Source organism: Apilactobacillus kunkeei (assembly GCF_001421115.1).
Taxonomy (GTDB): domain Bacteria; phylum Bacillota; class Bacilli; order Lactobacillales; family Lactobacillaceae; genus Apilactobacillus; species Apilactobacillus kunkeei_F.
This window is the reverse complement of sequence record NZ_JXCW01000006.1, coordinates 162,900-188,475: the sequence shown is the minus strand read 5'-3', so window position 1 is coordinate 188,475 and position 25,576 is coordinate 162,900. Positions and strand designations below refer to the sequence as shown.

At 40.1% G+C, this 25,576-nt stretch carries 24 protein-coding genes; 19 read left to right on the top strand and 5 right to left on the bottom strand.

The window, feature by feature from the left end; all coding sequences use genetic code 11:
- Positions 1 to 28: 28 nt before the first annotated feature.
- Positions 29 to 2,254 (bottom strand): leucine-rich repeat domain-containing protein, encoded by a 2,226-nt coding sequence (locus RZ55_RS06300; protein ID WP_057176020.1) that lies wholly within the window; start codon positions 2,252 to 2,254, stop codon positions 29 to 31.
- 244 nt (positions 2,255 to 2,498) lie between these two features.
- Here RZ55_RS06300 and RZ55_RS06295 point away from each other — a divergent pair, with 244 nt between their 5' ends.
- From RZ55_RS06295 to RZ55_RS06220, 16 genes are all read left to right on the top strand, one after another.
- Positions 2,499 to 5,021, top strand: coding sequence for a M1 family metallopeptidase (locus RZ55_RS06295; RefSeq protein WP_057176019.1), 2,523 nt, complete (start codon positions 2,499 to 2,501; stop codon positions 5,019 to 5,021).
- Positions 5,022 to 5,156: 135 nt separating this feature from the next.
- Positions 5,157 to 6,092 (top strand): D-alanyl-D-alanine carboxypeptidase family protein, encoded by a 936-nt coding sequence (locus tag RZ55_RS06290; RefSeq protein ID WP_057176018.1) that lies wholly within the window; start codon positions 5,157 to 5,159, stop codon positions 6,090 to 6,092.
- Positions 6,093 to 6,253: 161 nt separating this feature from the next.
- On the top strand, positions 6,254 to 6,736 hold the full coding sequence (purE, locus tag RZ55_RS06285) for a 5-(carboxyamino)imidazole ribonucleotide mutase (protein ID WP_057176017.1): 483 nt from the start codon (positions 6,254 to 6,256) through the stop codon (positions 6,734 to 6,736).
- On the top strand, positions 6,720 to 7,841 hold the full coding sequence (purK, locus tag RZ55_RS06280; RefSeq protein WP_057176016.1) for a 5-(carboxyamino)imidazole ribonucleotide synthase: 1,122 nt from the start codon (positions 6,720 to 6,722) through the stop codon (positions 7,839 to 7,841). The genes purE and purK overlap by 17 nt, the downstream gene beginning before the upstream one ends.
- Before the next feature lie 11 nt (positions 7,842 to 7,852).
- On the top strand, positions 7,853 to 8,560 hold the full coding sequence (gene purC, locus RZ55_RS06275; RefSeq protein WP_197599730.1) for a phosphoribosylaminoimidazolesuccinocarboxamide synthase: 708 nt from the start codon (positions 7,853 to 7,855) through the stop codon (positions 8,558 to 8,560).
- A 13-nt stretch (positions 8,561 to 8,573) separates the two neighbouring features.
- Positions 8,574 to 8,828: a phosphoribosylformylglycinamidine synthase subunit PurS gene (gene purS / locus RZ55_RS06270; RefSeq protein WP_053792141.1), complete on the top strand. Its 255-nt coding sequence runs from the start codon at positions 8,574 to 8,576 to the stop codon at positions 8,826 to 8,828.
- Positions 8,825 to 9,490, top strand: a complete 666-nt coding sequence (gene purQ / locus RZ55_RS06265; RefSeq protein WP_057176015.1) for a phosphoribosylformylglycinamidine synthase subunit PurQ — start codon at positions 8,825 to 8,827, stop codon at positions 9,488 to 9,490. The genes purS and purQ overlap by 4 nt, the downstream gene beginning before the upstream one ends.
- 4 nt (positions 9,491 to 9,494) lie before the next feature.
- Complete coding sequence (purL, locus tag RZ55_RS06260; RefSeq protein ID WP_057176014.1) at positions 9,495 to 11,717, top strand: phosphoribosylformylglycinamidine synthase subunit PurL; 2,223 nt, start codon at positions 9,495 to 9,497, stop codon at positions 11,715 to 11,717.
- The gene (gene purF / locus RZ55_RS06255; RefSeq protein ID WP_057176013.1) at positions 11,693 to 13,156 is read left to right on the top strand and encodes an amidophosphoribosyltransferase; all 1,464 of its coding nucleotides are present in this window, start codon (positions 11,693 to 11,695) and stop codon (positions 13,154 to 13,156) included. Before purL ends, purF begins: the two co-directional genes overlap by 25 nt.
- The gene (purM, locus tag RZ55_RS06250; RefSeq protein WP_057176012.1) at positions 13,149 to 14,183 is read left to right on the top strand and encodes a phosphoribosylformylglycinamidine cyclo-ligase; all 1,035 of its coding nucleotides are present in this window, start codon (positions 13,149 to 13,151) and stop codon (positions 14,181 to 14,183) included. Before purF ends, purM begins: the two co-directional genes overlap by 8 nt.
- Positions 14,170 to 14,745, top strand: coding sequence for a phosphoribosylglycinamide formyltransferase (gene purN / locus RZ55_RS06245; RefSeq protein ID WP_057176102.1), 576 nt, complete (start codon positions 14,170 to 14,172; stop codon positions 14,743 to 14,745). The genes purM and purN overlap by 14 nt, the downstream gene beginning before the upstream one ends.
- A 1-nt stretch (position 14,746) precedes the next feature.
- Positions 14,747 to 16,279 carry a bifunctional phosphoribosylaminoimidazolecarboxamide formyltransferase/IMP cyclohydrolase gene (gene purH, locus RZ55_RS06240; protein WP_057176011.1) on the top strand — a complete coding sequence of 511 codons (1,533 nt, stop codon included), beginning with the start codon at positions 14,747 to 14,749 and terminating at the stop codon, positions 16,277 to 16,279.
- 12 nt (positions 16,280 to 16,291) lie between these two features.
- Entirely contained in the window at positions 16,292 to 17,548 is a 1,257-nt protein-coding gene (purD, locus tag RZ55_RS06235; RefSeq protein WP_057176010.1) for a phosphoribosylamine--glycine ligase, read from the top strand.
- Between the two features lie 112 nt (positions 17,549 to 17,660).
- A complete protein-coding gene (locus RZ55_RS06230) occupies positions 17,661 to 18,251 on the top strand; it encodes a DUF1003 domain-containing protein (RefSeq protein WP_053793047.1) in 591 nt (196 codons plus the stop codon).
- Between the two features lie 181 nt (positions 18,252 to 18,432).
- A complete protein-coding gene (locus tag RZ55_RS06225) occupies positions 18,433 to 19,659 on the top strand; it encodes an MFS transporter (protein ID WP_053793046.1) in 1,227 nt (408 codons plus the stop codon).
- 132 nt (positions 19,660 to 19,791) lie between these two features.
- Complete coding sequence (locus RZ55_RS06220) at positions 19,792 to 20,118, top strand: hypothetical protein (protein ID WP_053793045.1); 327 nt, start codon at positions 19,792 to 19,794, stop codon at positions 20,116 to 20,118.
- 72 nt (positions 20,119 to 20,190) lie between these two features.
- On the opposite strand, the gene RZ55_RS06215 is transcribed toward RZ55_RS06220, so the two are convergent.
- The 3 genes from RZ55_RS06215 to RZ55_RS06205 all read right to left on the bottom strand — a co-directional run bounded on the left by RZ55_RS06215 (position 20,191) and on the right by RZ55_RS06205 (position 22,190).
- Positions 20,191 to 20,628 (bottom strand): Rrf2 family transcriptional regulator, encoded by a 438-nt coding sequence (locus RZ55_RS06215; protein ID WP_053793044.1) that lies wholly within the window; start codon positions 20,626 to 20,628, stop codon positions 20,191 to 20,193.
- Positions 20,628 to 21,482 (bottom strand): NAD(P)H-binding protein, encoded by an 855-nt coding sequence (locus RZ55_RS06210; RefSeq protein WP_057176009.1) that lies wholly within the window; start codon positions 21,480 to 21,482, stop codon positions 20,628 to 20,630. Before RZ55_RS06210 ends, RZ55_RS06215 begins: the two co-directional genes overlap by 1 nt.
- A gap of 117 nt (positions 21,483 to 21,599) precedes the next feature.
- Positions 21,600 to 22,190, bottom strand: a complete 591-nt coding sequence (locus tag RZ55_RS06205) for a TM2 domain-containing protein (RefSeq protein ID WP_057176008.1) — start codon at positions 22,188 to 22,190, stop codon at positions 21,600 to 21,602.
- A 143-nt stretch (positions 22,191 to 22,333) separates the two neighbouring features.
- Between RZ55_RS06205 and RZ55_RS06200 the strand changes: the two genes are divergently transcribed.
- Complete coding sequence (locus RZ55_RS06200) at positions 22,334 to 22,771, top strand: DUF805 domain-containing protein (protein WP_054483883.1); 438 nt, start codon at positions 22,334 to 22,336, stop codon at positions 22,769 to 22,771.
- Positions 22,772 to 22,886: 115 nt separating this feature from the next.
- Positions 22,887 to 23,273, top strand: coding sequence for a DUF805 domain-containing protein (locus RZ55_RS06195; protein WP_054483882.1), 387 nt, complete (start codon positions 22,887 to 22,889; stop codon positions 23,271 to 23,273).
- 33 nt (positions 23,274 to 23,306) lie between these two features.
- Here RZ55_RS06195 and alsS read toward each other — a convergent pair whose 3' ends face one another.
- The gene (gene alsS, locus RZ55_RS06190; protein WP_057176007.1) at positions 23,307 to 24,980 is read right to left on the bottom strand and encodes an acetolactate synthase AlsS; all 1,674 of its coding nucleotides are present in this window, start codon (positions 24,978 to 24,980) and stop codon (positions 23,307 to 23,309) included.
- 156 nt (positions 24,981 to 25,136) lie between these two features.
- Between alsS and RZ55_RS06185 the strand changes: the two genes are divergently transcribed.
- Positions 25,137 to 25,550, top strand: a complete 414-nt coding sequence (locus RZ55_RS06185; protein ID WP_034534793.1) for a MarR family winged helix-turn-helix transcriptional regulator — start codon at positions 25,137 to 25,139, stop codon at positions 25,548 to 25,550.
- The last annotated feature ends 26 nt before the right edge of the window (positions 25,551 to 25,576 follow it).

Sequence of the window (25,576 nt, the reverse complement as noted above, 5' to 3'; positions counted from 1 at the left end):
CATTTCGAGGTCTTTTTGTTGTTATTGATTATTTGTTCTTACGACGTAATGCGAATGCAGCTAGGCCTAATGCGGTAACGATTGCTACGGCACCAAGAGAAATTAGTACGTTTTGTTCAGTTCTGTCACCAGTTTGAGGTAACTTGTTTTTGCTTTCAGTATCAGGGTGTGAGGCGTTGTTCTTGTGACCAGGAACGACAGGATCTACATTCTTGATAGTAACTTCCTTCTTTGTCTTACCAGAGTTGTTACCAGTTGATGGCTTAGTTGCTGGTGTAGTAGGAGTAGCACTGTTTTCTGAAGTAGGTGTTCCGGCATTGTTACCTTTGTTGCTTACTGCAGAAGATTGAGCGCTTGAACTTTGAGTTGGATTACTTGCGTTGTTGCTGTGTTCGTTAGTTACTGATGATTGAGCACTTGAGCTAGTAGCTTGTGAGCTTTGAGCAGAAGATTGGGTGCTTGAGCTAGCAGCTTCTGAACTTGAAGCAGAGCTTTGAGCGCTTGAGTCAGCTGGTTTTGAAGCGTTGCTGTCAGCACTTGAACTAGCAGCGACGGTCTTGTAAACAACGTTTTCAGTGATGTCACTTGAGTCGTTGCTTACGTTTCCACTTACAGTTGATTGAGCATTGTTTGCTAACTCGTATCCCTTAACTTCAGGGCTTGAGAATGAGTAACTGTTATCGCCTAAAACTTTCCAGTCGTTGTTCCAAATTTGTTGACCGGTTGCGTCGACTTTTTTACCAGTTTCAACAAAGTTGACTGTTTTAGTTTGAGGTGCGCTAATTTGCTTACCGTCTTGATCAACGTAGTTAACTGTTACCTTAACAGTCTTACTTTGGCTGTTAGCAGTTGCCCAGTTAACGTTAAGAGTGTATTGACCATCAAAGTATCCGCGTTGATCGATTCCAAAGTTGGAACCAAAGTTAAAGGATACGGTTGATGTGTTATCGCCAGTGTACTTTAATTGGATCCCTTTAATTCCGTTTGAGTGTGTGTTTTGTCCTTCTTCGTTAGGTTTTACTAATTTGAAAGGAAGACCATCATTTCCGATGATTGTTGCATTAGGATCAGAAATATTTGAAGCTTCTAGATTGGATCCTGCATTATCGTCAGCAGCAAGGTATGTCCAGTTGACACCGTCTTTTAGAGTAACGTCCTTAATAGTTACCGGAACTAGAATGCTTTGTCCGTTTTCAGGTCTCAAAATTACTTGATTATCAACAATGTTTTGACCACTTGCGCTTGAATCTGAGTTGAATTTAAATCCACTCATCCATGAAATATCATTGATGTTGTTGTTATCAACTTTGAATGTTTGTAATGCTTGATAGTTAGAAGCTTTTCCAGCTAAAGAATTAACATCTTTGATTTTGTTGTTAGAAGCAGAAATAACCCTTAGATTATGCCAATTTGTATTAGCAAATGCATTAATATTACTGATGTTGTTATTGTCAGCGATTAAAGTTTGTAGGCTTGGCCAGTTTGCAGATGAGATTACTGAGATGTCAGAAATCTTGTTACTTTCTACGTTTAGGTTTTGAAGGCTGATCCAGTTAACGTTAGCGATTGGAGAAATATCTTCAATGTCATTAAAACCAGCATTTAGGTCGGTTAACTTAGTCCAGCTTTGGGTAACTACGGGAGAAAAGTCACTGACATGGTTGTGGCTGATATCAATGCTTTGAACGTTTGGCATTGAAATGTTTTGTAAGAAGTCTATTTTTCCAATGTTGTTGTGTGAAAAGTTTAAGTTAGTTAATGCTGAATCTGACCATTGGCCCAATGATGCTACTTGACTACTGCTAATTTGGTCGCCAGATAGGTTAAGGGATGATAGGTTGTTCCATTTAGTAAATGGAGATAAATCTTTAAGGGGACTGGCATCCACATTAGTTATGGAAACTGAAGTAATGTTAGGAAGAATGTTTGTGTTAAATCCATCTAATGATGAAATTTTTTCAGATTGATTTCCATTGTAACTGATGGTAGTTAGTTTGCTTAAGTCATCATTAGTAATTTGACTAGCATCGGAGTAGTTTGTGTGTTCTTGGCTGTTAACCGAACTCAATAAAATGTTTTTAATTGTGTCATCTTTAATTGTTGCAATGTTAGTGGTAGAAGTATCAACATTGCTACTGTCGGCATGAGCTACAACAGAGTATTTATTTGGTTGATTAATTAAAGAATTAGCTTGAACTGTACCTAATACTAGGGAAGAGAATAGTACGGCGGTTTTTAATGATGTTCTTTTCATAGATGTATTCTTCTTTCTTTATATATTTGATAATAAAGATGATAAACTAACCGTATAAAAATCTCTATAAATATAAGTTTAAGTTTTTGCAAAGGATATAAAGCTTTTATAAAGAAAATCACATAAACATTAACATGTGCACAAAACCGTTTTAACTACTACAATATATTTGTAGCATTTTATATTTAGATAGCGTACAATTAAAAACTAATGAGAAAATGATGATAAAGAAGGAGTGTTATTGATGGCTGAATTAGTTAGATTATTTAATCGATTTCAACCAGATCACTACGACATCTATTTAGATGTTAGCCGTAGTGAAAAGAAATTTAGTGGAAAGACCACAATTTACGGTAATGCAAGTGAAGCAGAAATCGGCATTCACGAAAAAGACTTTGATGTTACCAGCGTTTCGGTAGACGGAACTTCCGTTGACTTTAACGTTGATAACGACAACGAAGTAATTAACGTATCTTTAGGTAAGACCGGTGAAGTGGCCGTAACTATTGAATACTCCGCCAAGTTAACAGATACTATGATGGGAATTTACCCTTCATACTACCAAGTTAATGGTGAACAAAAACAATTAGTGGGAACTCAATTTGAAACCAACTTTGCTAGACAAGCTTTCCCATGTATTGATGAACCAGAAGCAAAGGCTAAGTTTAAGCTAGCGCTTAAGTTTGACGAACAACCTGGCGAAACTGCTTTAGCAAATATGCCAGAAGTAAAAGTCGAAAATGGTGTTCATTATTTCGACGAAACTGTAAAAATGTCTACTTATCTAGTTGCATTTGCCTTTGGTGACATGCAAAGTAAGATGACTGAAACCAAGAGTGGTGTCAAAGTCGGTGTCTTCGGTACTAAAGCCCACGACGCCAAAGAACTAGATTTTGCCTTAGATATTGCTAAGCGCTCAATCGAATTCTTCGAAGACTTTTACCAAACTCCATACCCACTTCCACATTCATGGCAATTAGCGCTACCTGACTTCTCAGCAGGTGCGATGGAAAACTGGGGACTAGTAACTTATCGTGAAGCATACCTATTAATAGATCCTGACAACACTTCATTTGAAGTAAAACAACGTGTTGCAACAGTTATTGCCCATGAATTAGCTCACCAATGGTTTGGGGACTTAGTAACCATGAGATGGTGGGATGACCTATGGTTGAACGAAAGTTTTGCCAACATGATGGAATACGTTGCTATCGATGCAATCGAACCTTCATGGAACATTTGGGAAGTATTCCAAACTACTGATGTTCCCGCAGCACTAAAACGTGATGCCGTTGACGGTGTTCAATCAGTTCACGTTGAAGTTCATCACCCAGCTGAAATCGATGCTTTATTTGATGGAGCTATCGTTTACGCCAAGGGTGCCAGAATGTTAGTAATGGTTCGTGCCTTAATTGGTGACGACGCATTACGTGAAGGCCTAAAGAACTACTTTGCCGCTCACAAGTACGGTAACGCCGCTGGTGCTGACCTATGGGATGCACTTGGTAAGGCCGCCGGCATGGACCTAGGCAAGATTATGGAATCATGGCTAGAACAACCAGGTTACCCAGTTGTAAATGCATACGTTGAAGACAACCGTTTGAAGTTAGCTCAAAAGCAATTCTTCACCGGTGAAGGTAAGGATGAAGGCCGTCGTTGGCAAATTCCTCTAAATGCCAACTATGACCAAGCACCTGACATCTTCAGTGAAGAAACTGTCGATTTGGGTGACTACCAAGAATTACGTAAACTAAATGGCAAACCATTTAGAGTAAACGTTGGTAACAACTCACACTTTATCGTTAAATACGATGACACATTACAAGAAGACATTCTAAACGATGCAGATAACCTATCTCCAATCGATAAGATGCAACTACTACAAGACCTTCGTTTACTAGCCGAAGCAAAACAAGTATCATACGCTGACGTCGTTCCGGTATTAAAACAATTTGCTGATAGCGAATCTAATGTGATTAACGACTCCGTTTACACACTAGCCAACAACTTGAAGAAGTTCGTTGAACCAGGAACAGAAGACGAAGATAACTTGAAGAACCTATTCAGACAACTAAGTGACAAACAACTAGAACGTCTAGGTCTAGTAAGTGTCGATGGCGAAAGTAACAACGATAAGTTGACTCGTCCATACATCTTAGGTGCTGCACTATACGATGACAACAAGGACTTCGCAGAAGCTGCTCACGCAATCTTTCAAGATCACCAATCAAACTTGTTATCATTACCTGCTGATACCCGTGTTTATATCTTAGCTAATGAAATGAAGAACTACTCAAACGCTGAAGAATTCGATTCATTAGTTGAAGAATACAAACAATCAACTGACCCAAGTTACAAGCAAGATATCTGCGCTGCGGTAACTCTAACCAAGGATGCTAAGTTACTAGGTAAGCTAGTTGCTAACTTTGAAGATAGTAGCGTTGTAAAACCTCAAGACTTACGTGCTTGGTTCTCAGGTGTATTGAGAAACCCAGCTGGTCAACAATTCGCATGGGACTGGATCAGAAACGAATGGCAATGGCTAGAAGATACTGTCGGTGGTGACATGGAATTCGCTACATTTATTACAGTTATCGCAAACATCTTCCATACCAGAACTCGTCTAGATGAATTCAAAGCATTCTTTGAACCAAAACTAGACACTCCAGGTTTAACCCGTGAAATTAAGATGGATACTAGAGCAATCACAAGTACCGTTGAATTGGTTGAATCAGAAAAAGACGCTGTTAGATTAGTAATTAAATAACAATAAAGAAAAGGGACCTAATTATTAGGTCCTTTTTTTAATATTCATAATATAAATGTAATAATTTGTAAACTAAAATTCCTTCAAAACGTTGTAATATATAGCTATTAATTTCGTTAAGGGGGATAAATTTAAATGAGTAAAATCAAAAACATGATGGTAGCATTTCTAGCTATCTTTATGCTTGGATCATCATTTGTTACTGTGAGTGCAAGTGCCGATGCCAAAAGTAAGTACACCAAGTCCATGGATAAGTACAATAAGACAAGTAGTGCTACTTATGCGATGAACATGGATACTAATCAGGTTTACTACCAAAAGAATGCTACATCCAAACGTGCCGTTGCTTCGACCGCTAAGATTATGACATTATACTTAGCGATTCAAAAGGCACAAACTACCAAAAATGGATGGAAGCAAAAGGTTAAAATCTCACCTAGCTTGGTAAGAATGAGTAGACATCATTCTCTAGGTAGCTACGTATTAAAGGCTAACAAGAAATACACCGTTAGAAACCTATACAAAGCTTCATTGATTGCATCATCCAATAGTGCAACCATTGCGTTAGGTCAATGGGTATCTGGAACTAACAACAAGTTTATCAAGAAGATGAATAGGCAAGTTAAGGCGTGGGGGATTGCTTCTCAAGCGCGTTTCGTTTCTTCATCTGGTTTGGAAAACTCCGACTTATATCCATACTACATTCGTTATGGATCACATTATGACTACAACCGCGTATCTGCTAAGGCGTTGGCTGTGATTGCTTCACATCTATTGAAACTATATCCAGCAATCGTCAACGATGCCAAGATGTATCGTTACCACCAAAGTGGTCAAACCCTAAAGAATGCTAATGAACTATTAGCAGGTGGATTAAGATACGATGCATCATTACACGTGGATGGTCTAAAGACTGGATACACACCATTAGCAGGTAACTGTCTGGTAAGTACTAGTCAATTGCCAAACAAGAAACGTGTGATTATCGTGTCATTGCACGACAGATTTAACGCCTACGATCAATATCGCATGTACAAAATGATTTATAAGACATTTCCTGAATTTAAATAGTTAAAAATGGCCAACTTTTGCGAAGTTGGTCTTTTTTGTGCCATTATTTGTGTTTTTACGAACTATAATATATAATATTAAAATATTGTTCGTTTTCTAGTTGACGAATGTTAAATCGATTGTTATGATGAATTTAACCATTTAGAGGGGAGATTGTAAAAATGGATGTAGCAGTTATAATGGGTTCTATCTCTGATTCCCCTAAAATAAAGGGGACTATTGATGTTTTAGATAGTTTAAGTATTAGTTATGACACTAAAATTATCTCAGCTCATCGGATGCCAAACGAATTACAAGCTTTTGGTCGTTCGGCAAAATACGAACAATATAAGGTGATTATTGCTGCGGCGGGTGGTGCAGCACATTTGCCAGGGATGTTAGCGGCAAACACAACCTTACCGGTCATCGGAATTCCGGTTAAGACCAGCACCTTAAATGGAGTCGATTCACTACTATCAATCGTTCAAATGCCTTCAGGAGTACCAGTTGCGACCGTCGCAATTGGCGACGCTGGTGCTAAGAACGCTGCATTGTTAGCAGCTCAGATTCTAGCAATTAGCGATGACAAAATCGCCCAAAGCCTAGATGGCTTCCGTCAAAGACAAACAAAGGAGGCAATTGATAGTAATGAACAATTACACTAAGCCAATTTTGCCACCAGCTACCATCGGAATTTTGGGTGGTGGTCAACTAGGTCAGATGATGGCACTAGTTGCCAAGGAAATGGGCTACAAGGTTGGGGTGTTAGATCCAACACCCGACGCTCCAGCAGCACAGGTTGCTGACTTTCAAATTATCGCTGACTACGATGATGAAGCGGCCATGAAACAGTTAGCTGAAAAGTCAGATGTTTTAACCTACGAGTTTGAAAACGTCGATCAAAAAGCAATTAAAAAGGTTTCGGATACTACATATATCCCGCAGCCAATTAGTGAACTAGAAATCACTAGCAACCGAAACAAGGAAAAAGGCTTTTTACAAAGCATTGGAGCACCGGTTACTGACTACGCGCCAGTAAATAACGCCGATGATTTATTAAAGGCGTACCAACAAATCTCTACTCCTGCGATTTTAAAAACCGCTGAGGGTGGCTATGATGGCCACGGTCAATTCGACATTAATAACGAAGATAACCTAAAGGAAGCCATTAAACACTTAGACGGCATTGAGTGGATCTACGAAAGAAAGCAACCTTTTATACAGGAAGTTTCCATAATGGTAGACCGAGATGTTTCCGGCAAGGTGATTGTCTTCCCACTTAGCGAAAATATTCATAAGGACCACATCTTACACACTAGCATCGTGCCAGCCAGAACCAGTGATAGCGTTCATAAGAACGCTGAACAGATTGCTGAAAACATCGCCTCAGAAATGAAACTAATAGGTGTCTTAGGAATCGAATTCTTCTTGATGGAAGATGGCAGACTACTGGTTAACGAGCTAGCACCAAGACCACATAATTCGGGCCATTACACCGTTGAGGCCTGCAATGTTTCTCAATTTAAAGCACATATTTTAAGTATTTGTAATCTATCCTTACCAGATATCAAGTTAATTGATAACGCCGTTATGGTGAACCTATTGGGTGATAATTTAACGCTCGGTCGAAACGAGTTAGTGAATCATCCAAACTGGAACTTCCATGATTATGGTAAGGCTGAAATTAAGCATCAAAGAAAAATGGGTCACATCACAGTGACCGGTTCATCAATCGATCAATTATTGCAAGACGTTAAATTATTTAGATGAGGAGAATTAAAATGACTACATTAGTTGCATCAGGTAAGACTAAGGAACTATACACCACCGATGATTCAAGCGTATTGCTTGTTCACTACACAGACCACACCACTGCGGGGGATGGTTTGCGTAATGAATTAATCGCAAACAAGGGTGCGGTTAACAACGAAATTTCAAGTATGATTTTCACATACCTAAACGAAAATGATGTTGCTACGCACTTTATTGAACGTGTTAACGAAACAGATCAATTAAATAAAAAAGTTGAAATGATTCCGCTGGAAGTTGTGATTAGAAACTTTGCGGCCGGACATTTCCAAAAAAGATTCGGCACTGATTATCTTCAAACATTGAAAGAACCAGTTGTCGAATTTTTTTATAAAGACAATGATTTACACGATCCAATCGTTACTGAGTCTGATGCAATTGGTTTGGATTTAATCGAAGCAGACAAGTTGACTCAATTAGAAGAAGACGGTCTAAAGGTGAACCAAATCCTAAAAGAATTATTCGACAAGATGAACGTTACCTTAGTCGATTTCAAACTTGAATTCGGCATTAACGAAGACGGTGAAATCATCCTAGCTGATGAAATCTCACCTGATTCATGTCGTTTATTAGATAAAGACACTAACGAATCACTAGATAAGGATGTCTTTAGAAAAGAAGCCGGCGACATGATGCCAGGTTACCTAGAAATTCTAAAACGTTTACGAGCAGCCATTTAGGGAGGAAGAAAACATGTATTTAGCACAAATTTATGTCCATCACAAAGCATCAATTTTAGATCCTCAAGGTGAAGCAGTATTGAACGCCTTGCAACGTTTGGGTTACGACAAGGTCGACTCAGTCAAACAAGGTAAGTACTTTGAAGTTAACATCAAAGCCGACAGCGAAGATGAAGCATCAAAGGTAGTTAACGACATTGCCAAAGATTTATTGGTGAACCACAACATGGAATCATACGAATTTGAACTAAAGGAAGTGGCGAAATGAAATTTGCAGTAATTAGTTTTCCCGGCTCCAACTGTGACATGGATATGTATTATGCAGTGCGCGACTCACTAAATGAAGACGTTGACCTAGTTACTTCAGATGCTACCAACCTAGACGGATACGATGGTGTCTTAATCCCTGGTGGTTTCTCATACGGAGATTACCTAAGAAGTGGCGCCGTTGCTCGTTTTGCTCCGGTGATGGAATCAGTTAAGGAAATGGCTGCTGAAGGCAAACCAGTATTGGGTGTCTGCAATGGTTTTCAAATCCTAACAGAAGCTAACCTATTACCTGGTTCACTTCAACACAACACCAGCATGGAATTCATCTCAGATTGGTCCAAGCTACGTATCCAAAATAACGACACAATGTTTACCGACCAATACGAAGAATCAGAAGTCATCGATATTCCAATCGCCCACGGTGAAGGTAACTACTACTGTGACGACGAAACCTTAGCTCAATTAAAAGTTAACGATCAAATCGTCTTCACTTACGAAGACAACCCTAATGGTAGTTGCGACAACATCGCTGGTGTCGTGAACGAACAAGGTAATGTTTTAGGGATGATGCCTCATCCAGAACGTGCCGTTGAAAGTATTTTAGGTGGAACCGACGGCTTGAAACTATTCAAGTCATTATTAAATCACGTTAGGAGCTAACAAGATGGAAAAGCCAAAGACAATTACACCCCAAGACATTAAAGATCAAAAGATTTATCAAGACTGGGGTTTAACTGATTTTGAATATAACTTAATCTCAAATGACATTTTGCACCGCTTACCTAACTACACCGAAACTGGTTTGTACTCAGGAATGTGGAGCGAACACTGTTCATACAAGAACTCAAAGCCAGTGCTTAGAAAGTTCTGGTCAGACGGTTCTCGCGTCCTACAAGGACCTGGTGAAGGTGCCGGAGTTCTAGACATCGGTGATGGCCAAGCGGTCGTATTCAAAGCCGAAAGTCACAACCATCCAAGTTACGTTGAACCATACGAAGGTGCTGCTACCGGTGTCGGTGGAATCATCAGAGATATCTTCTCAATGGGTGCTAAACCAGTGGCTTCACTCGATAGCCTTCGTTTCGGTGAACTAACTAATGACAAGAATCGTTTCCTATTAGACAAGGTCGTTGCCGGAATCGCTGGTTACGGTAACTGTATCGGGGTGCCAACAGTCGGTGGTGAAATTAGTTTTGACCCATGCTACGACGGAAACCCATTGGTCAACGTTATGTGTGTCGGTTTGATGGATCAAGCAGACATCGAAGCCGGACGTGCCTCCGGTGCCGGAAACTCAATCATCTATGTGGGTGCTAAGACCGGACGTGACGGAATTAACGGTGCGACTTTCGCATCAAGTCAATTCAGTACCGAAGAAGAATCAGACCGTTCAGCCGTTCAAGTTGGTGATCCATTTATGGAAAAACTACTTGTCGATGCCTGTCTAGAAGTTACTCACAACCACAAGGACATCCTAGTCGGAATTCAAGACATGGGTGCCGCTGGTCTAGTATCCTCATCCGCTGAAATGGCCGACAAGGCTAACAGTGGGGTCGATTTAGACTTAGACCTAGTTCCACAAAGAGAAATTGGCATGACTCCATATGAAATCATGCTTTCAGAATCCCAAGAAAGAATGTTGCTATGTGTTAAGGCTGGCCACGAAGATGAAGTCCTAGAAGTGTTTGAAAAACATCATCTAGACGCTGTCGTAATTGGTCACGTTAATGACGACAAACAATACCGTTTATACCAACACGGTGAACTTGTTTGTGACATTCCAACTTCAAGTTTGGTTAATGACGTTCCTGAATACCAACACGATGTTATTGAACCTGACCGTTTGAAGAACGTCGACGAAGCCAAAACACCCGTTATCAGCGATGTTAACGACATGGTGAAGACAATCATCGGTCAACCTACAATCGCTTCTAAAGAGTCCGTTTACCGCCAATACGACTGCCGTGTTCAAGCCAACACCGTTGTTCAACCCGGTAGTGACTCAGGGGTAATCCGTGTTCGTGGCACTAACAAGTCACTTGCCATGACAACCGATGCTAACGGTCGTTACATCTACCTAGATCCAAAGCTAGGTGGTCAAATTGCCGTATCAGAAGCCGCTAGAAACATCGTCGCAAGTGGTGCCGTGCCTATCGGAATTACCGATTGTTTGAACTTCGGTAACCCTGACGATTCAGAAAGTTACTTTGAAATGGATCAATCAGTTGAAGGAATTTCAAAGGCCTGTGAAAAATTCGATACACCAGTTATCGCCGGAAATGTTTCCCTATACAACGAAACTGACAACAAGGCGATTTATCCAACTCCAATGATTGGAATGGTTGGTCTAATCGAAGATAACCAATACATTACTCGATCAGATATCAAGGAAGCTGGTGAATTGGTTTACGTTATCGGAGATACAAATGATGACTTTGCCGGTTCAGAAATTCAAAAACACCTAGAAGGTCAAATCTCTGGAAAAATCCATTTTGACCTAGAAGAAGAATTTAGCAACCAACGCTTGGTACTAGATTTAATTCACAACCACCTAATCGAATCAGCTCATGATGTTAGTGAAGGTGGAATTATCGTTTCAATCCTTGAATCACTATTCGAACACAACCTTGGTTTAAAGGGTGAAATCGATATTACTAAAGCACAACTATTCTCAGAAACTCAATCAAGATACGTCGTATCAGTTAGTAAAGAAGACCAAGCTGCCTTCGAAAAACTAGCCGGTAAGAAAGCGCATTTGATTGGTGTAACTGACGACAGCCAACAAATCAACTTACAACTACAAGATGGTCAATACGTTGATGACGTGACTGCTCTAAAAACCATCTGGAAGGAAAGTTTATCATGCCAAATGAAGTCAAAAGCTTAAACGATGAATGTGGTGTCTTTGGTGTCTGGGGCGTTGAAGGTCCAGCCGCTAAGGTCGCTTACAGTGGTCTCCACGCTTTACAACATCGTGGTCAAGAAGGTGCTGGAATTCTTGCCATTGATGCTAATAAACGACTAAACCGATATCGCGGACAAGGTTTACTTGGAGCCATTTTTGATGACCCGCATGCCTTTGATCGACTACATGGGAATGCTGCACTAGGTCACATTCGTTACGCAACTGCTGGAAGCCATACCATCAACAATGTGCAACCATTTATGTTTGAAAACACCGAAACTCATTTCGCACTATCACACAACGGAAACCTAACTAATGCCGACACTCTAAAAGAAATGCTTAGAAAGACTGGAACCATCTTCCAATCCGATTCAGATAGTGAAATCTTCGGTGACTTAATCGAAATCAGTAACCAAGACACCTTCCTAGGTCGTATCAAGGAAGCTGCCAACCAAATGCACGGTGGGTTTGCCTACGTCCTACTTACTCCTGACGCAATGTATGCGGTATGTGACCCCAACGGATTACGTCCGTTGGTTGTTGGAAGAAGAAAAGACGGTGCCGTGGTTATCTGTAGTGAAACCTGTGCGATGGATCAAGTCCAAGCTAAATATGTAAGGGATGTTCAACCGGGAGAAGTTGTCATTGTCGATGACTCCGGTATCAAGATTGACCATTTCACTGAAGATACTGAACTAACCATCTGTTCAATGGAATACGTCTACTTCGCTCGTCCCGACTCAGTTATTCATGGTGTTTCGGTTCATGAAGCTAGAAAACGCATGGGTGCTTTGGTTGCCCGTGAAAACCCAACTAAGGCTGACGTCGTAATCGGGGTGCCTAACTCATCACTATCTGCCGCAATGGGATATGCGATTGAAAGTGGCATTCCATACGAAATGGGCTTAATCAAGAACCAATACGTTGCCAGAACTTTTATCGAACCAACGCAGGAACGACGTGAACGTGGGGTATCAATGAAACTTTCCGTTGTGAAATCAGTGATCAAGGACAAGGACGTCATCCTAGTTGATGACTCAATCGTCCGCGGAACCACCAGTCGTTTTATCGTCAAAATGCTAAAGGATGCTGGTGCTAAATCAGTTCACGTCAGAATTGCTTCACCTGACTTAAAGTATCCATGTTTCTACGGCATTGATATTCAAAAACCAAGTGAACTAATCGGTGCCAACCACAGCATTGAAGAAATCAAAGACATCATCGAAGCAGATTCATTGAAGTACCTAAGTGTTGAAGGTTTAATCGAAGCCATCGATTTAGATTGTGACAACCAATACCACGGTCTATGTACAGCATACTTCGATGGTAAGTACCCAACACCTTTGTATGACTACCAAGAAACATATGATGCGGAAGCAAAGAGATTACACCTATACGAGGAGGACGAAGTGAATGGCTAACCAATATAAAGAAGCTGGTGTCGATGTTGAAAGCGGAGAAAAAGCGGTAAATTCAATCAAAGATATGGTCGCTTCTACCTATGACCAAAACGTTGTTGATGGTCTGGGTGGATTCGGCGCAATGTATTCACTTCAATCTCATTTTGCAAAATACGACAATCCGGTTTTAATTTCTGGAACCGATGGTGTCGGCACTAAATTGATGTTGGCTATTCAGGCGAAACGTCATACCACAATCGGTATTGATTTGGTCGCAATGTGTGCCAACGACATTCTAGCGCAAGGTGCGAAACCACTATTCTTTCTAGACTACATCGGAATCGGAAAGTTACTTCCAGAAGAAGTGAAGGAAATCGTTTCAGGTGTTGTGATGGGATGTAAGCAAGCCGGTCTTTCATTAATTGGTGGTGAAATGGCCGAAATGCCCGGCATCTACAAGCGAGACGATTACGACTTAAGTGGGTTTGCGGTTGGAATTGCTGACAAGAAACGTTTACTAGGGGCACAAAACGTTAAGGAGGGTGACAAACTAATTGGTTTGAAATCATCCGGAATTCATTCCAATGGTTACTCGTTGGTTCGAAAGATTATCAAGGATGCCAAACTTGATTTGAACGCAACATACCAAGGTTTATCACAACCATTGATTGACGAACTACTAACCTCAACGCGTTTGTACTACCACTATGTTAAGGGCATCGTCGAATCCGGTGCGCTTCATGCGATTGCCAACATTACCGGTGGTGGAATTGCCGATAACCTATCACGATTGATTCCAAACGATTTAACCGCCAAGATTGACCGTTCATCATGGACGGTGCCTAACATCTTCAAGTGCCTACAAGACTGGGGAAACTTGGACCAAAGTGATATGGATCTTGTGTTTAACCAGGGAATCGGCATGGTGTTAGTCGCTCCAGAAGAATACGTTCAAGCAGTGACCAATTACCTTTCTGATAATGGCCTAGAATATTTTGAGATTGGTGAGGTGGTAAAACGTGAGCGACAAGCAGTTGAAATCAGATAAACTCCCCGTTGCAATTTTTGCATCGGGAAAAGGAACTAACTTCGACGCGATTGCTGAAGCTGACTTACCAATCGATATTAAATTGTTGGTATGTGATCACCATGATGCGTTTGTGGTGCAAAGAGCTCAAAGAAAGAACGTTGAGGTCTTGATTGCGGAACTGCATAAGGGTGAAAAAAGAGCGATTCGTGAGGGCCGTATTCTAGAAGAACTCAAGAAAAGAGGTGTCCAAGTCATTATCTTGGCCGGCTACATGCGAATTGTTGGGGAAACGTTACTAAATGCTTATCCCAACAAGATCATCAACATCCATCCAGCGCTCTTGCCGAGTTTTCCCGGCAAACAGGGCATCCTAGATGCCTATAACGCTGGAGTTGATAAGACGGGAGTCACAATTCACTTTGTGGATTCGGGGATTGACTCCGGTCAGATTATTGCTCAAGAGGAAGTCTTTAGAAAAGAAGGTGATTCGTTAGCGGATTTGGAAAATCGAATTCATGATGTTGAACATCAGTTGTACCCACGCACGATTTTACAATTAATTGAAAAGGGAGTTATTTAAATTGAAAAAGTTAGCATTGTTAAGCGTCTCAGATAAGAATGGAATTGTTGAATTTGCCAAGCAACTAGAACAACGTGATTACGATATTGTCTCAACCGGTGGAACATTAAAGACAATATTAGACAACGGTGTTGACGCGATTGCCGTTGAAGAAATTACTAATTTCTCTGAAATGTTAGACGGTCGTGTGAAGACACTACATCCACGCATCCACGCTGGAATCCTTGCTCGTCGCGACAATGAAGAACACATGCAACAACTAAAGGAACAAAACATTGGTTTAATCGATCTAGTCTGCGTGAACCTATATCCATTTAAAGAAACCATTGAAAAGCCGGACGTTACATATGCCGATGCAATTGAAAACATTGATATCGGTGGTCCTTCAATGCTAAGAGCCGCTGCTAAAAACAGTCAAGACGTGATCGTAATTACCGATGTATCAGACTATGACGACTACATCCAAAGATACGATGCCAACGAAATCGACGCTGAATATAGAAGTGGTTTGGCAGCGAAGGTGTTTAGACATACTGCAGCTTACGACGCATTAATCGCCAACTACCTAACCAAAGAAGAATTCCCTGAAAAGCTAACTTTCACATATGAAAAGGTAGAAGCAATGCGTTACGGTGAAAACAGTCACCAAAAGGCTGCATACTACAAGGAACCAATTCCTGAAACATACTCATTAGCTAATGCCAAACAACTACATGGTAAGAAGCTATCATACAACAACGTAAGGGATGCTGACGCCGCACTTCGTATCGTTGCAGAATTCCCAGACCAAGCTACTGTCGTGGCATTAAAACACATGAACCCATGTGGTATTGGTACTGCAGACGACCTACTAACTGCTTGGAACCTAGCTTATGAATCAGATTCAACTTCAATCTTTGGCGGAATCATCGCCTTAAACCGTGAAGTTGACTTAGCAACCGCCGAAAAGATGCACGCCATCTTCTTGGAAATCGTAATCGCTCCATCATTCACCGACGAAGCTTACGACGTCTTAGCTAAGAAGAAAAACATCCGTTTACTAACAGTTGACTTCGACAAGATTAACCAAGACAAGTTGGATATAGTTTCCGTCTTAGGTGGAATGTTGGTTCAAGAACGTGACCTCCTTCATGAAGAACCAACTGAATACAAGGTTGTTTCAAAGAAACAACCAACTGAAAAACAAATGAAGGCTTTAGCGTTCGCCCAAAATGCTGTTAAACACGTTAAGAGTAATGCGATTGTTGTTACCACCGACCATCAAACATTAGGGGTTGGTTCTGGTCAACCAAACCGTATCGACTCAACTAAGATTGCTATCAAGAAGGCTGAAACTAAGTCAGACTATGCAAACGCCGTATTAGGCTCAGATGCGTACTTCCCAATGGACGACTGTGTGGAATTCGCTGCTAAACACGGTATCACAGCAATCGTTGAACCCGGTGGAAGTATCCGTGATCAAGATTCAATTGATAAAGCTGACGAATTAGGCATTGCCCTTGTATTTAGTGGCAACCGTCATTTCAAACACTAGAGTGAGGTTACGATGAAGATGGAAAAATGGTTATTGATTGGTTCAGGTGGTCGTGAATATGCGATGGCCCAAAGTTTAGCAAAGAATTTCAACCGAGAAGTTTTTGTAGCACCTGGGAATCCAATGATGAATATGATTGACATGGTTCAAACTGTCAATATCGAAGAACTGGATTTCGATGGTCTAATCGAGTTTGCCTTGGACAATCAGATTGATTGGACAGTGGTTGGTCCCGAAAAGCCCCTTAGTGACGGCATCGTTGATCGTTTTACGAATGCTGGTTTGAAGGTCTTTGGCCCTAATAAGGAAGCTGCTCAATTGGAAAGCTCCAAAGAGTTTGCCAAAGAAGTGATGCAATCAGCTAATGTTCCAACTGCCTCTTATGCTACCTTTAGCAATCACGATGACGCTCTTTCATACATGGAAGAACACGATTTTCCAATCGTTGTGAAACTAAATGGTTTGGCTGGCGGAAAAGGGGTTTTCATCATTAAATATCTAGCAGAGGCCAAGGAAACTTTGGCTAAAATCTTTGATAGTGATGCCAACCAGGAAATTCTGATTGAAGAATACCTGGACGGCCAAGAATTCTCGATGATTGTGATGGTAAACGACTTGGATGTCATAACCATGCCATTAGCGCAAGATCACAAACGCATCTATGACGGTGATAAGGGTCCCAATACCGGTGGAATGGGGGCTTACAGTCCGCTTCCTCAATTCGGTAATGACGTCTTAAACGAGGGGTTAGTGAAGGTGATTAGACCCGTGTTGGCTGAAATGCACAAACGAGGCATTTTATTCCAAGGTTTTCTATACGCTGGATTAATCCTGACTAAAGACGGTGTCAAAGTCATCGAATTCAACGTTCGAATGGGTGACCCGGAAACTCAAGTCATCTTGCCACAGTTACAAGGTGATTTGGGGGATGTGATTGTCAAACTAATGAATCATCAAGACCAAACCGTTGATTGGCAAACCGACCGATACTTCCTGGGCAACGTCCTAGCTGCTAAGGGCTATCCTGGTAACCATAAAGACGGTTTAACACTTCCTCAGTTTAGCGATGAGAAACTCTCATTGGCTTACGCGGGAGTCGAAGAACAAGACGAAAAATTAGTCAGCTCTGGTGGACGCATCATGATGGTGATTTCATCAGACAAGGACTTAAAGGCTGCTCAAGCAAACGTTAATCAAGCAATTAAAGATAACGTTAACTCAAACGACTACGCTTATCGAACCGACATCGGTGACAAGGCGTTTAGATAAAACAAGAAGCTATGGTGAATGCCATAGCTTTTTTGCTGCAAGTTTTTATCTTTGTATATTAGATTGATAAAGTATAGACTTTTGTTTATACATATTTTAGGGAGTTGAAACAATGGAAAATTACGCACAACAATATGCTGATATTAAAAAAGCGATGCGCAAAGACGAGGCGGCTTTTAACAAGATTGACCGTCGTTTAACCCAAAAAATTAACAACGAAGACTTTAAGGTAATCGATGCCGATAAGGCCCTACAAGAAAATTACACATTTGGTAAACGCCTAGCTGATAAGGTTGCCAAGGTTGGTGGATCATGGGGATTCGTAATCTCTTTCGTCGTCTTTTTGATTGGTTGGATGATTATTAACGTCATGCAACTATTTGGTTGGCATTTTGATCCATATCCATTCATTCTTTTGAACTTGGCACTTTCATGTATTTCCGCCATTCAAGCACCCATCATCATGATGAGTCAAAACCGTGCCGGTGAAAAAGATGATTTAGACCGTCGAAACGACTACCACGTTAACTTACGTTCTGAAGAAGAATTGAAGCTATTGCACGCCAAGGTTGATTTACAAACTAAGTACAACAAGCACCAAAGTCAGTTGAATCAATTACAAATGGAAATGTTAATCCGTATCGAAGCTTCCCAACGTGAGAAAAATATTGAAGATAACTTACAAAACAAAAAGGATGATTAATTAGTTAATCATCCTTTTTTGTTTCCCGAACATTATTAAGAGGAAGTAGTGTTTTTATCAGTAAATATTGACGATAAACAGAAAAATGTTGAAATTTTCTCGATGTAATAGCATAATATACGTATATTATAAAAATGAAATAAATTAATGTTCGTGATTAGACGAAAAGAGGAACTTATAGATGGATGTCATTAACGAATCAAAGCACTTTAGTTTTGATCAAAAAAAGACGCTTGCCTCCACTACGGTTGGTTTTGCACTAGAAAATATGGATAGCATGTTCTTATCGTTTGCGCTATCATCAATGATTTTGAGTTTACATATCAGTCCCGCAGCGGCAGGACTTACTTCAACAATTACCAATTTAGGAAAACTATTTGGTGGATTGTTATTCGGAATTTTGGCTGACCGATTCGGTCGTGTCAAAATCTTCTCACATACAATTTTCTTGTTCGCGATTGCGACAGGATTACTATTCTTTGCTCATAACATTTATGAAATCTACCTACTAAGATTTTTAGCCGGAGTCGGTTCTGGTGGTGAATTCGGAGCAGGGGTGTCACTTATTTCTGAACACTTCCAAGGTTTTAAGGTCGGAAAGATTATCTCCTTCTCAGCCGCCGGTGGTCAAATGGGCGGAATCATGGCTGCGATTATCGCTTCAATCGTGTTACCAATGTTTGGTTGGAACACACTATTCCTATTCGGTTTAATTCCAGTTGCCTTGGCATACTTCATTCGTCGTCATCTAAAGGAAAGTCCGGTTTACGAAGCGGAAGTAAAGAAGAACAACAAGCTTCCACATGTTTCATTCTCCGAACTATTTAAGACTCCACAATTGGCATGGCAAACCATCGTCATCACCATCATGGTGATTGTTGAAAACGCCGGTTACTACGGCCTAATGATCTGGTTACCAACCATCATGCAAAAGCAACTTCATGTCTCAATTTCAAAGTCATCGCTATGGATGATTGCCACAATCGTTGGTATCAGTTTGGGAATGATTAGCTTTGGTTACATCATGGACAAGATTGGCCCTAGGGTGGCATTCGCATTCTTCATGCTATCAGCTGCCGTTGCCATATATGGAATTGCGATTGCGCACAGTGCAATGATGTTATTGGTATTTAGTGCACTAGCAGGATTCTTTGCCGCTGGTTTCTACGGTGGCTTTGGTGCCATCATCAGTCGCCTATATCCTACCAATATTAGAACCACAGCCAACAACATGATCATGGCAATTGGTAAGTCAGTCGGTGGTTTCTCACCCGTATTGATGGGATTATTGATGGCGAAGTTCTCATTGATTCAAATCATGGTCTTCATGTCACTAATGTATCTAGTCGCTGTTATCGCAATGTTGACACTAAAGAAACTTAGAAACTTTAACCACGGCTACATGTAAAATAAATAAAAAGTGAATTTGATATAAGTAAAAATTGACCTTGTGTCTATTTTTAGTTATTATTAAGTTAAGAAATAATTATAAAATGATTAGATGTAATTATTTTCATTCATATTTAGGGGGATTTTCATAATGGATAACGGTTCGAACAACCAACAACCAGATTTTCAACAACAAAATGGTCAACCAAACAGTGGTAACCAATCAATTTACATCAACCAAGCTAAGACTAATGGTATCGGTACTGCCGGTTTCGTTCTATCATTAATCGCTTTATTGGTTACTTCATGGATTCCATTTGTTGACTTCGTAGTATGGTTACTAGGTGCCATCTTCTCAATTATTGGTTTATTCAAGCAACCTAAGGGTCTTGCTATTGCAGGTACTATCATTTCATTTATTGGTATTATCTTCATCTTATTCGTTGTAACTGTTCTATTTGGTGCAGCATTAGCTTAATACTAGTAAGATAAAGGTGCTTGATTTGATTGATGATTAAAACAAGTACATAAATAAAAAAAGCACTATCCATTAGGATAGTGCTTTTTTATTGCCGTCAACGACATCTTTGACGATATCTGCGAGGGTGATTTTGCTCATTTCGACTTCGGCTTGTTGTTGCACTTCATTGTATGCCTTATGCAAAGCGGATTGAATGTTGGCCCCGATTGGACATTGTTGATTAGTTTCTTCATCAACGTGGAACAAGTCGGGTTCTTCGATCGCCTTGTAGATATCGAGAAGGGTGATTTCATCAGTTGGTTTGCTTAATGACACTGCAGCACGGCCGGGTTCGCTCGTGATTAAGCCAGCATTTTTGAGTGACGACATTAAACGACGAACAAGGCTGGGATTGGAATTGATACTTCCGGCAATTGCACGGCTCGATAGATCATCTTCGACGATTTCGGCGGCACCAATGTAGGTCAAAATATGAACAGCATCACTCAAACGGTGTGAATACTTCATTATTTGATAACCTTCTTGATGGCGTCTTCGATTGGAGTAAGTGAATGACTAATTACGGCAGTTAAGTCATTTGTTTCTTCATCCAATTGACCATCAGCAATTAAAGCTTGAATGTCTGAAACGATTCCAACAGTGGCATCATCTAATCCAGCTTCCTTTAGACCGTTCTTGTAGTCTTCAGCAGATGCTGAGATAACGGGGAAGTCCTTGCCAGTTGCCTTCTTCAAGGCTTCTGCTAGGTCAAAGTAGGTACGACGTTCACCAGCAAATTCGTAGATTTCTTTTGGTGACTTGCTTAATAGGACACGAACTGCACCTTCAGCGTATTCTGCTTCTAGTGCCCAACCGACGTGACCGTCGCCGGCACCGTATACAAATGGTTTGCCTTCACTGGCAGGCTGTAGAACAGTGGCTTCGTTTTCTAAATACCAGTTGTTACGAACGAATGCGTGAGCAATACCACTTTCCTTGATAGCTGCTTCTGTTTTTGTGTGATCATGTGATAGGAAGTTATCAGCAGTTTCAGCGTGTGGGAAACTAGTGTAAACGATGAATTCAACGCCGGCTTTCTTAGCAGCGTCAATTACGTTTTGGTGTTGAGTCATACGAGGTAGGACAGGGCTTGGTTGTGATGAGACAAATAATAACTTGCCGATTCCTTCAAGTGATTCTGCCATTTGATCAGGGTTACCATAATCGAATGGACGAACGTCTAGACCAGCTGGAAGTTGTTTTTCAGCTTTTTCAACGTTTCTTGCTAATGCGACGATATCTGTTCTGTGGACGTTTTTCATTAAAACTTTGATTGCTTCTTTACCGAAATTACCGGTAACAGCGCTAATTGCGTATTTCATATTTTCATCAACCTTTCTAGTTGTTACTTTATAATTAACATGTTACATATAAGATAACAGGTAGTTGAAAATAATGCAACCAAAAAAGCTCCCAAATTTTTGGAAGCTTTCAAAATGTTATTCTTTTGGTTTACTGAAATCAGTAAAGTCACCATCTGTATCATTTACTGATTGAGCGCTTGATGAATCACTACTTTGTTGTGGTTCAACGTTTGCTGAAGATGGTTGATTGTTTACTGGTTGGTTGTTGATAGGTTGAGCTGGTTGTTGAGGTTGGTTGCTGTAGTTTACAAATGAGGCACCATTGAATGAAGCATAGTTAATACCACTTAATTCTTCAACTGATTTACCAGTGATTTGAGTGATTCCTTTGTATGCAGCTTTGAGACGGCTTTCCTTTATCCATGATTGGATTGAGAAGGCATCGACAATCCACCAGATCCATACGGCACTTAGAAAACCAAGACCGATAATAAAGAAGATTGTAACCCATCCAATAATTTCTAGGGTTAACATTAAAGCAGCATATGGCTTCTTAAATAGGAAACGGTGGGCACCAAATTGTCCTAAAAATACCCATAGTAACCATGCAGCAACCGGGCTAACGGCATTATTTTCGACGTAATCATTTACCATTAGTTGTTCTTGGGTAGATAATTTCTTACGTGCAGCGAAAACTTGTTGTTCTAAAATATCGACATTGTTCATATGAAAATCCCCCTAAATATCTTGTGCACTTTCAATTATACCATTATTAGATAATTCAAAGCGTTCTTAATAATTTCTTAAATTGATTTTTTGTAAGCGATTAATTAATATGTACATAGAATATGAAAAGGGGAAATATAATTATGATTAAAGCATACAAACAATTTTGGAAAAACTACATTAACTTTACTGGAGTAAGTACCAGATCAGAATTCTGGTGGGTATTCTTAATTAACTCCATTATCTACGCAGTCTTTGCACTAGCATTCGGTGGTGTAGCAGTGGCTACATCATTCGTAACTGGACATGCCGACAAGTCATTCGGTATTGCTGCATTAATTGGTATCGCAGTATGTATCCTATACTGGATTGCATCAGTAATTCCTACCATTTCACTATACTTCCGTCGTTACCGTGACGCAGGTGTAACTCCATGGTTCCTACTAATTACCTACGGTGTTCCAGCTGTATTAACTGGATCAAACTTATACGAAAAGCACGTACTAGTTCAAACCCTAGTTCTAATTATCTCAATCATTGGTTTCATTATTTTAGTAATGCCAAGCAAAGATAGAAAATAATTAAACATCAAAAAGGGCGGGTAACCGCTTTTTTTTTGTGTCAAAAATGAAAGAGTTATTGGTACAATATTTTTCGAATGTAACATTAAATAGAAATAAATTTGGATGTGATAAGATGCTAAGATTTATTGAAGGATTCTCAATGTATTGGACTCGATACTTCGATTTTAAAGGCCGTAGCACTAGATCAGAATTTTGGTGGAGTTTTTTTGGATTAACACTTATCACTGGAATTATTGCTGGGATTGAAAAAATTGATAGCAGACTTGGTCTAACAATCTATTTAATTTTTTCGATTGTCACGGTTGTTCCAAATATTTCACAATACGTAAGACGTTTTAGAGACATTGGGGTAAACCCATATTGGGTTATCATTACATTTATCATACCGTCATTACTTGTGTATACAGTTAAAAAATTACCATGGTATCTACAAGTCCTTGATATTTTATTGATATTATCTGATATTGTTTTATCAATTCTACCAAGCAAAGAAGACTAAAAAAGAGCTAGATTTTTCTAGCTCTTTTTTGATTTAATTCAATTCGTTTGGAATTAGTTTAGTCTTTAGCTCAATGTTGTCTTTATAATCAACTGGGATCTCAATAATCACGGGGCCTTGGATGTCTTTAGCGCGGTTTAAAGCACTGTTTAAATCGTCAACGCTGTTGGCACGAATACCGATAGCCCCAAAACTTTCTGCGTATTTAACGTAGTCGACGTAGCCGAATTTAACTCCGGCATCGTGACCGTATTTGGCGACTTCTTGGAACTTAACCATGTCGTAGTATCCATCGACCCAAATCAATTGAATGATGTTGAGGTTTAAACGAACGGCGGTTTCTAATTCTTGTCCTGAGAATAGGAATCCACCATCTCCTGAAATTGAGATAACCGGTTCGTTGGGATGAGTTAGGGCAGCACCGATGGCCCATGGAAGTGATACCCCAAGGGTTTGCATACCGTTACTGAATAGTAAATGACGTGGCTTATAAGTCTTGAAGTAACGGCCCATCCAGATGTAGTGGCTTCCAATATCGACAGTTACAATGGTATCTTCACTGACGAATTTTTGAAGAGATTGAATCACTGAGATAGGGTGCAAACCATTTTCGGTGGTTTCGTGCACTTCTTCGATGGTTTCGGTGAAGTGATCACGTAATTTATGAAGATGATCGGTAACTTCCTTGGAAAGTTCCATTGAATCATCGATGTATTCGGTTAATGCATCGATACTTTCGGCAATGTCGGCATTAACGATGATACTTGGTTGGTATTCAGCAGTGATTTCAGGTGAAACTGTATCGATGTTAATTACTTGGGTGTGAGATTGGTTCCAGTTTCTAGCTTCATATTCGACTGGATCGTAACCAACGGCAATTACCAAGTCACTATTTTTCAAGATGGTATCACCGATTTGGTTATCAAACAAACTGACACGACCGTAGTAATTATCAACAAGTTCTTTTGAAATCACACCAGCACCTTGGTAGGTTTCAACGACTGGAATGGAGAACTTATGTAGCAATTTGTGGAGAGCTGCACTGACTTCAGGAGTTGACGCACGCATACCTGCTAGGATAACTGGTTGTTTGGAGTTTTCAATTAAGTGAGCGATTTCTTTCATGCGAGTTTTATCAACGCTACCGTTGGTAATCTTAGGTAGTTTATCGATTACTGGACGGGATACTTCGTCGCCTAAAACATCTTGAGGAACTGAGATGAATGCAGCACCTTTCTTAGGTGATTGAGCGGTGATGTAGGCGTTTGAGAAGGTTTCTGAGATGTTGTTGGCATCTTGGACTTCTACGCTAGACTTGGAAGCGCTCTTTAGTAAGTCAGCAGAGTTAATGCTTTGGTGGGTAAGGCGCAATAAATCATCTCGTTTTACTTGGCCACCAATGGCAATAATCGGATCACCTTCAGAGGTAGCGGTGATTAATCCGGTTGCTAGGTTGGAAACTCCTGGTCCGGAAGTAACGGCAACAACGCCAGGTTCGCCTGTTAAACGACCGATGGCACCAGCAATAAACGCGGCATTTTGTTCATGGCGAGTAATGATTAGTTTAGGCGTTCTTTCGTCATCGAAATCTTGTAGGTCTTCGAATAGTTGATCGACTTTGGCGCCGGGAATACCGAAGACGTATTTGATGTTTTGATTGATCATGCTTTGAATCAAAGCTTTTGATCCGGTAGTGGGTTTATCCATAATGTCACCTCAAATATGATAAATAATTCTGACAGATTGAATGAATTCTGATACTCTAGAATAGTAAATAATATTATAGGTCAATCTAATTGACCTTTCTATAATAATAGCACTATTCTATATAAGGTCAACTTAATTGACCTAAAGGAGAATAAAATGATCGATAAAAAGAAATTAATGGTCTTTTACTTTGCGTACCAAGAAATCAATCGAATTGTCGATTTATCAAAGTATAATCTAACTTCAAATCAACAAAAAATGTTATTCTCAATTGATACAATTGATGAGATTACCATCAAACAATTACTTCAAATCTTAGATATTTCCAAACAGGCGTTAAACGTGGCGTGCCGCGATTTAAGAGAACGTAACCTCGTATATACCGGACCAGCCAAATCTGATAAGAGAAAAAAAGTCGTGTATTTAACAGATGATGGACGAAAATTAATCGAACAGATTGAAGCTGAACAGTTGAACTTTATCAACGCCATTTGTAATAGTACTAACTACAATTGGGAAGATACGATGAAGAAGTTAACCAATAGCTATCTAGAAGACATTCAAAAATAAAAAACGTTGCATATTAGCAACGTTTT

Bases quoted from the DNA above. Each gene is read 5' to 3' on its own strand.
- RZ55_RS06300 (WP_057176020.1), bottom strand. From the start codon at position 2,254: ATGAAAAGAACATCATTAAAAACCGCCGTACTATTCTCTTCCCTAGTA.
- RZ55_RS06295 (WP_057176019.1), top strand. From the start codon at position 2,499: ATGGCTGAATTAGTTAGATTATTTAATCGATTTCAACCAGATCACTAC.
- RZ55_RS06290 (WP_057176018.1), top strand. From the start codon at position 5,157: ATGAGTAAAATCAAAAACATGATGGTAGCATTTCTAGCTATCTTTATG.
- purE (WP_057176017.1), top strand. From the start codon at position 6,254: ATGGATGTAGCAGTTATAATGGGTTCTATCTCTGATTCCCCTAAAATA.
- purK (WP_057176016.1), top strand. From the start codon at position 6,720: ATGAACAATTACACTAAGCCAATTTTGCCACCAGCTACCATCGGAATT.
- purC (WP_197599730.1), top strand. From the start codon at position 7,853: ATGACTACATTAGTTGCATCAGGTAAGACTAAGGAACTATACACCACC.
- purS (WP_053792141.1), top strand. From the start codon at position 8,574: ATGTATTTAGCACAAATTTATGTCCATCACAAAGCATCAATTTTAGAT.
- purQ (WP_057176015.1), top strand. From the start codon at position 8,825: ATGAAATTTGCAGTAATTAGTTTTCCCGGCTCCAACTGTGACATGGAT.
- purL (WP_057176014.1), top strand. From the start codon at position 9,495: ATGGAAAAGCCAAAGACAATTACACCCCAAGACATTAAAGATCAAAAG.
- purF (WP_057176013.1), top strand. From the start codon at position 11,693: ATGCCAAATGAAGTCAAAAGCTTAAACGATGAATGTGGTGTCTTTGGT.
- purM (WP_057176012.1), top strand. From the start codon at position 13,149: ATGGCTAACCAATATAAAGAAGCTGGTGTCGATGTTGAAAGCGGAGAA.
- purD (WP_057176010.1), top strand. From the start codon at position 16,292: ATGAAGATGGAAAAATGGTTATTGATTGGTTCAGGTGGTCGTGAATAT.
- RZ55_RS06230 (WP_053793047.1), top strand. From the start codon at position 17,661: ATGGAAAATTACGCACAACAATATGCTGATATTAAAAAAGCGATGCGC.
- RZ55_RS06225 (WP_053793046.1), top strand. From the start codon at position 18,433: ATGGATGTCATTAACGAATCAAAGCACTTTAGTTTTGATCAAAAAAAG.
- RZ55_RS06220 (WP_053793045.1), top strand. From the start codon at position 19,792: ATGGATAACGGTTCGAACAACCAACAACCAGATTTTCAACAACAAAAT.
- RZ55_RS06215 (WP_053793044.1), bottom strand. From the start codon at position 20,628: ATGAAGTATTCACACCGTTTGAGTGATGCTGTTCATATTTTGACCTAC.
- RZ55_RS06210 (WP_057176009.1), bottom strand. From the start codon at position 21,482: ATGAAATACGCAATTAGCGCTGTTACCGGTAATTTCGGTAAAGAAGCA.
- RZ55_RS06205 (WP_057176008.1), bottom strand. From the start codon at position 22,190: ATGAACAATGTCGATATTTTAGAACAACAAGTTTTCGCTGCACGTAAG.
- RZ55_RS06200 (WP_054483883.1), top strand. From the start codon at position 22,334: ATGATTAAAGCATACAAACAATTTTGGAAAAACTACATTAACTTTACT.
- RZ55_RS06195 (WP_054483882.1), top strand. From the start codon at position 22,887: ATGCTAAGATTTATTGAAGGATTCTCAATGTATTGGACTCGATACTTC.
- alsS (WP_057176007.1), bottom strand. From the start codon at position 24,980: ATGGATAAACCCACTACCGGATCAAAAGCTTTGATTCAAAGCATGATC.
- RZ55_RS06185 (WP_034534793.1), top strand. From the start codon at position 25,137: ATGATCGATAAAAAGAAATTAATGGTCTTTTACTTTGCGTACCAAGAA.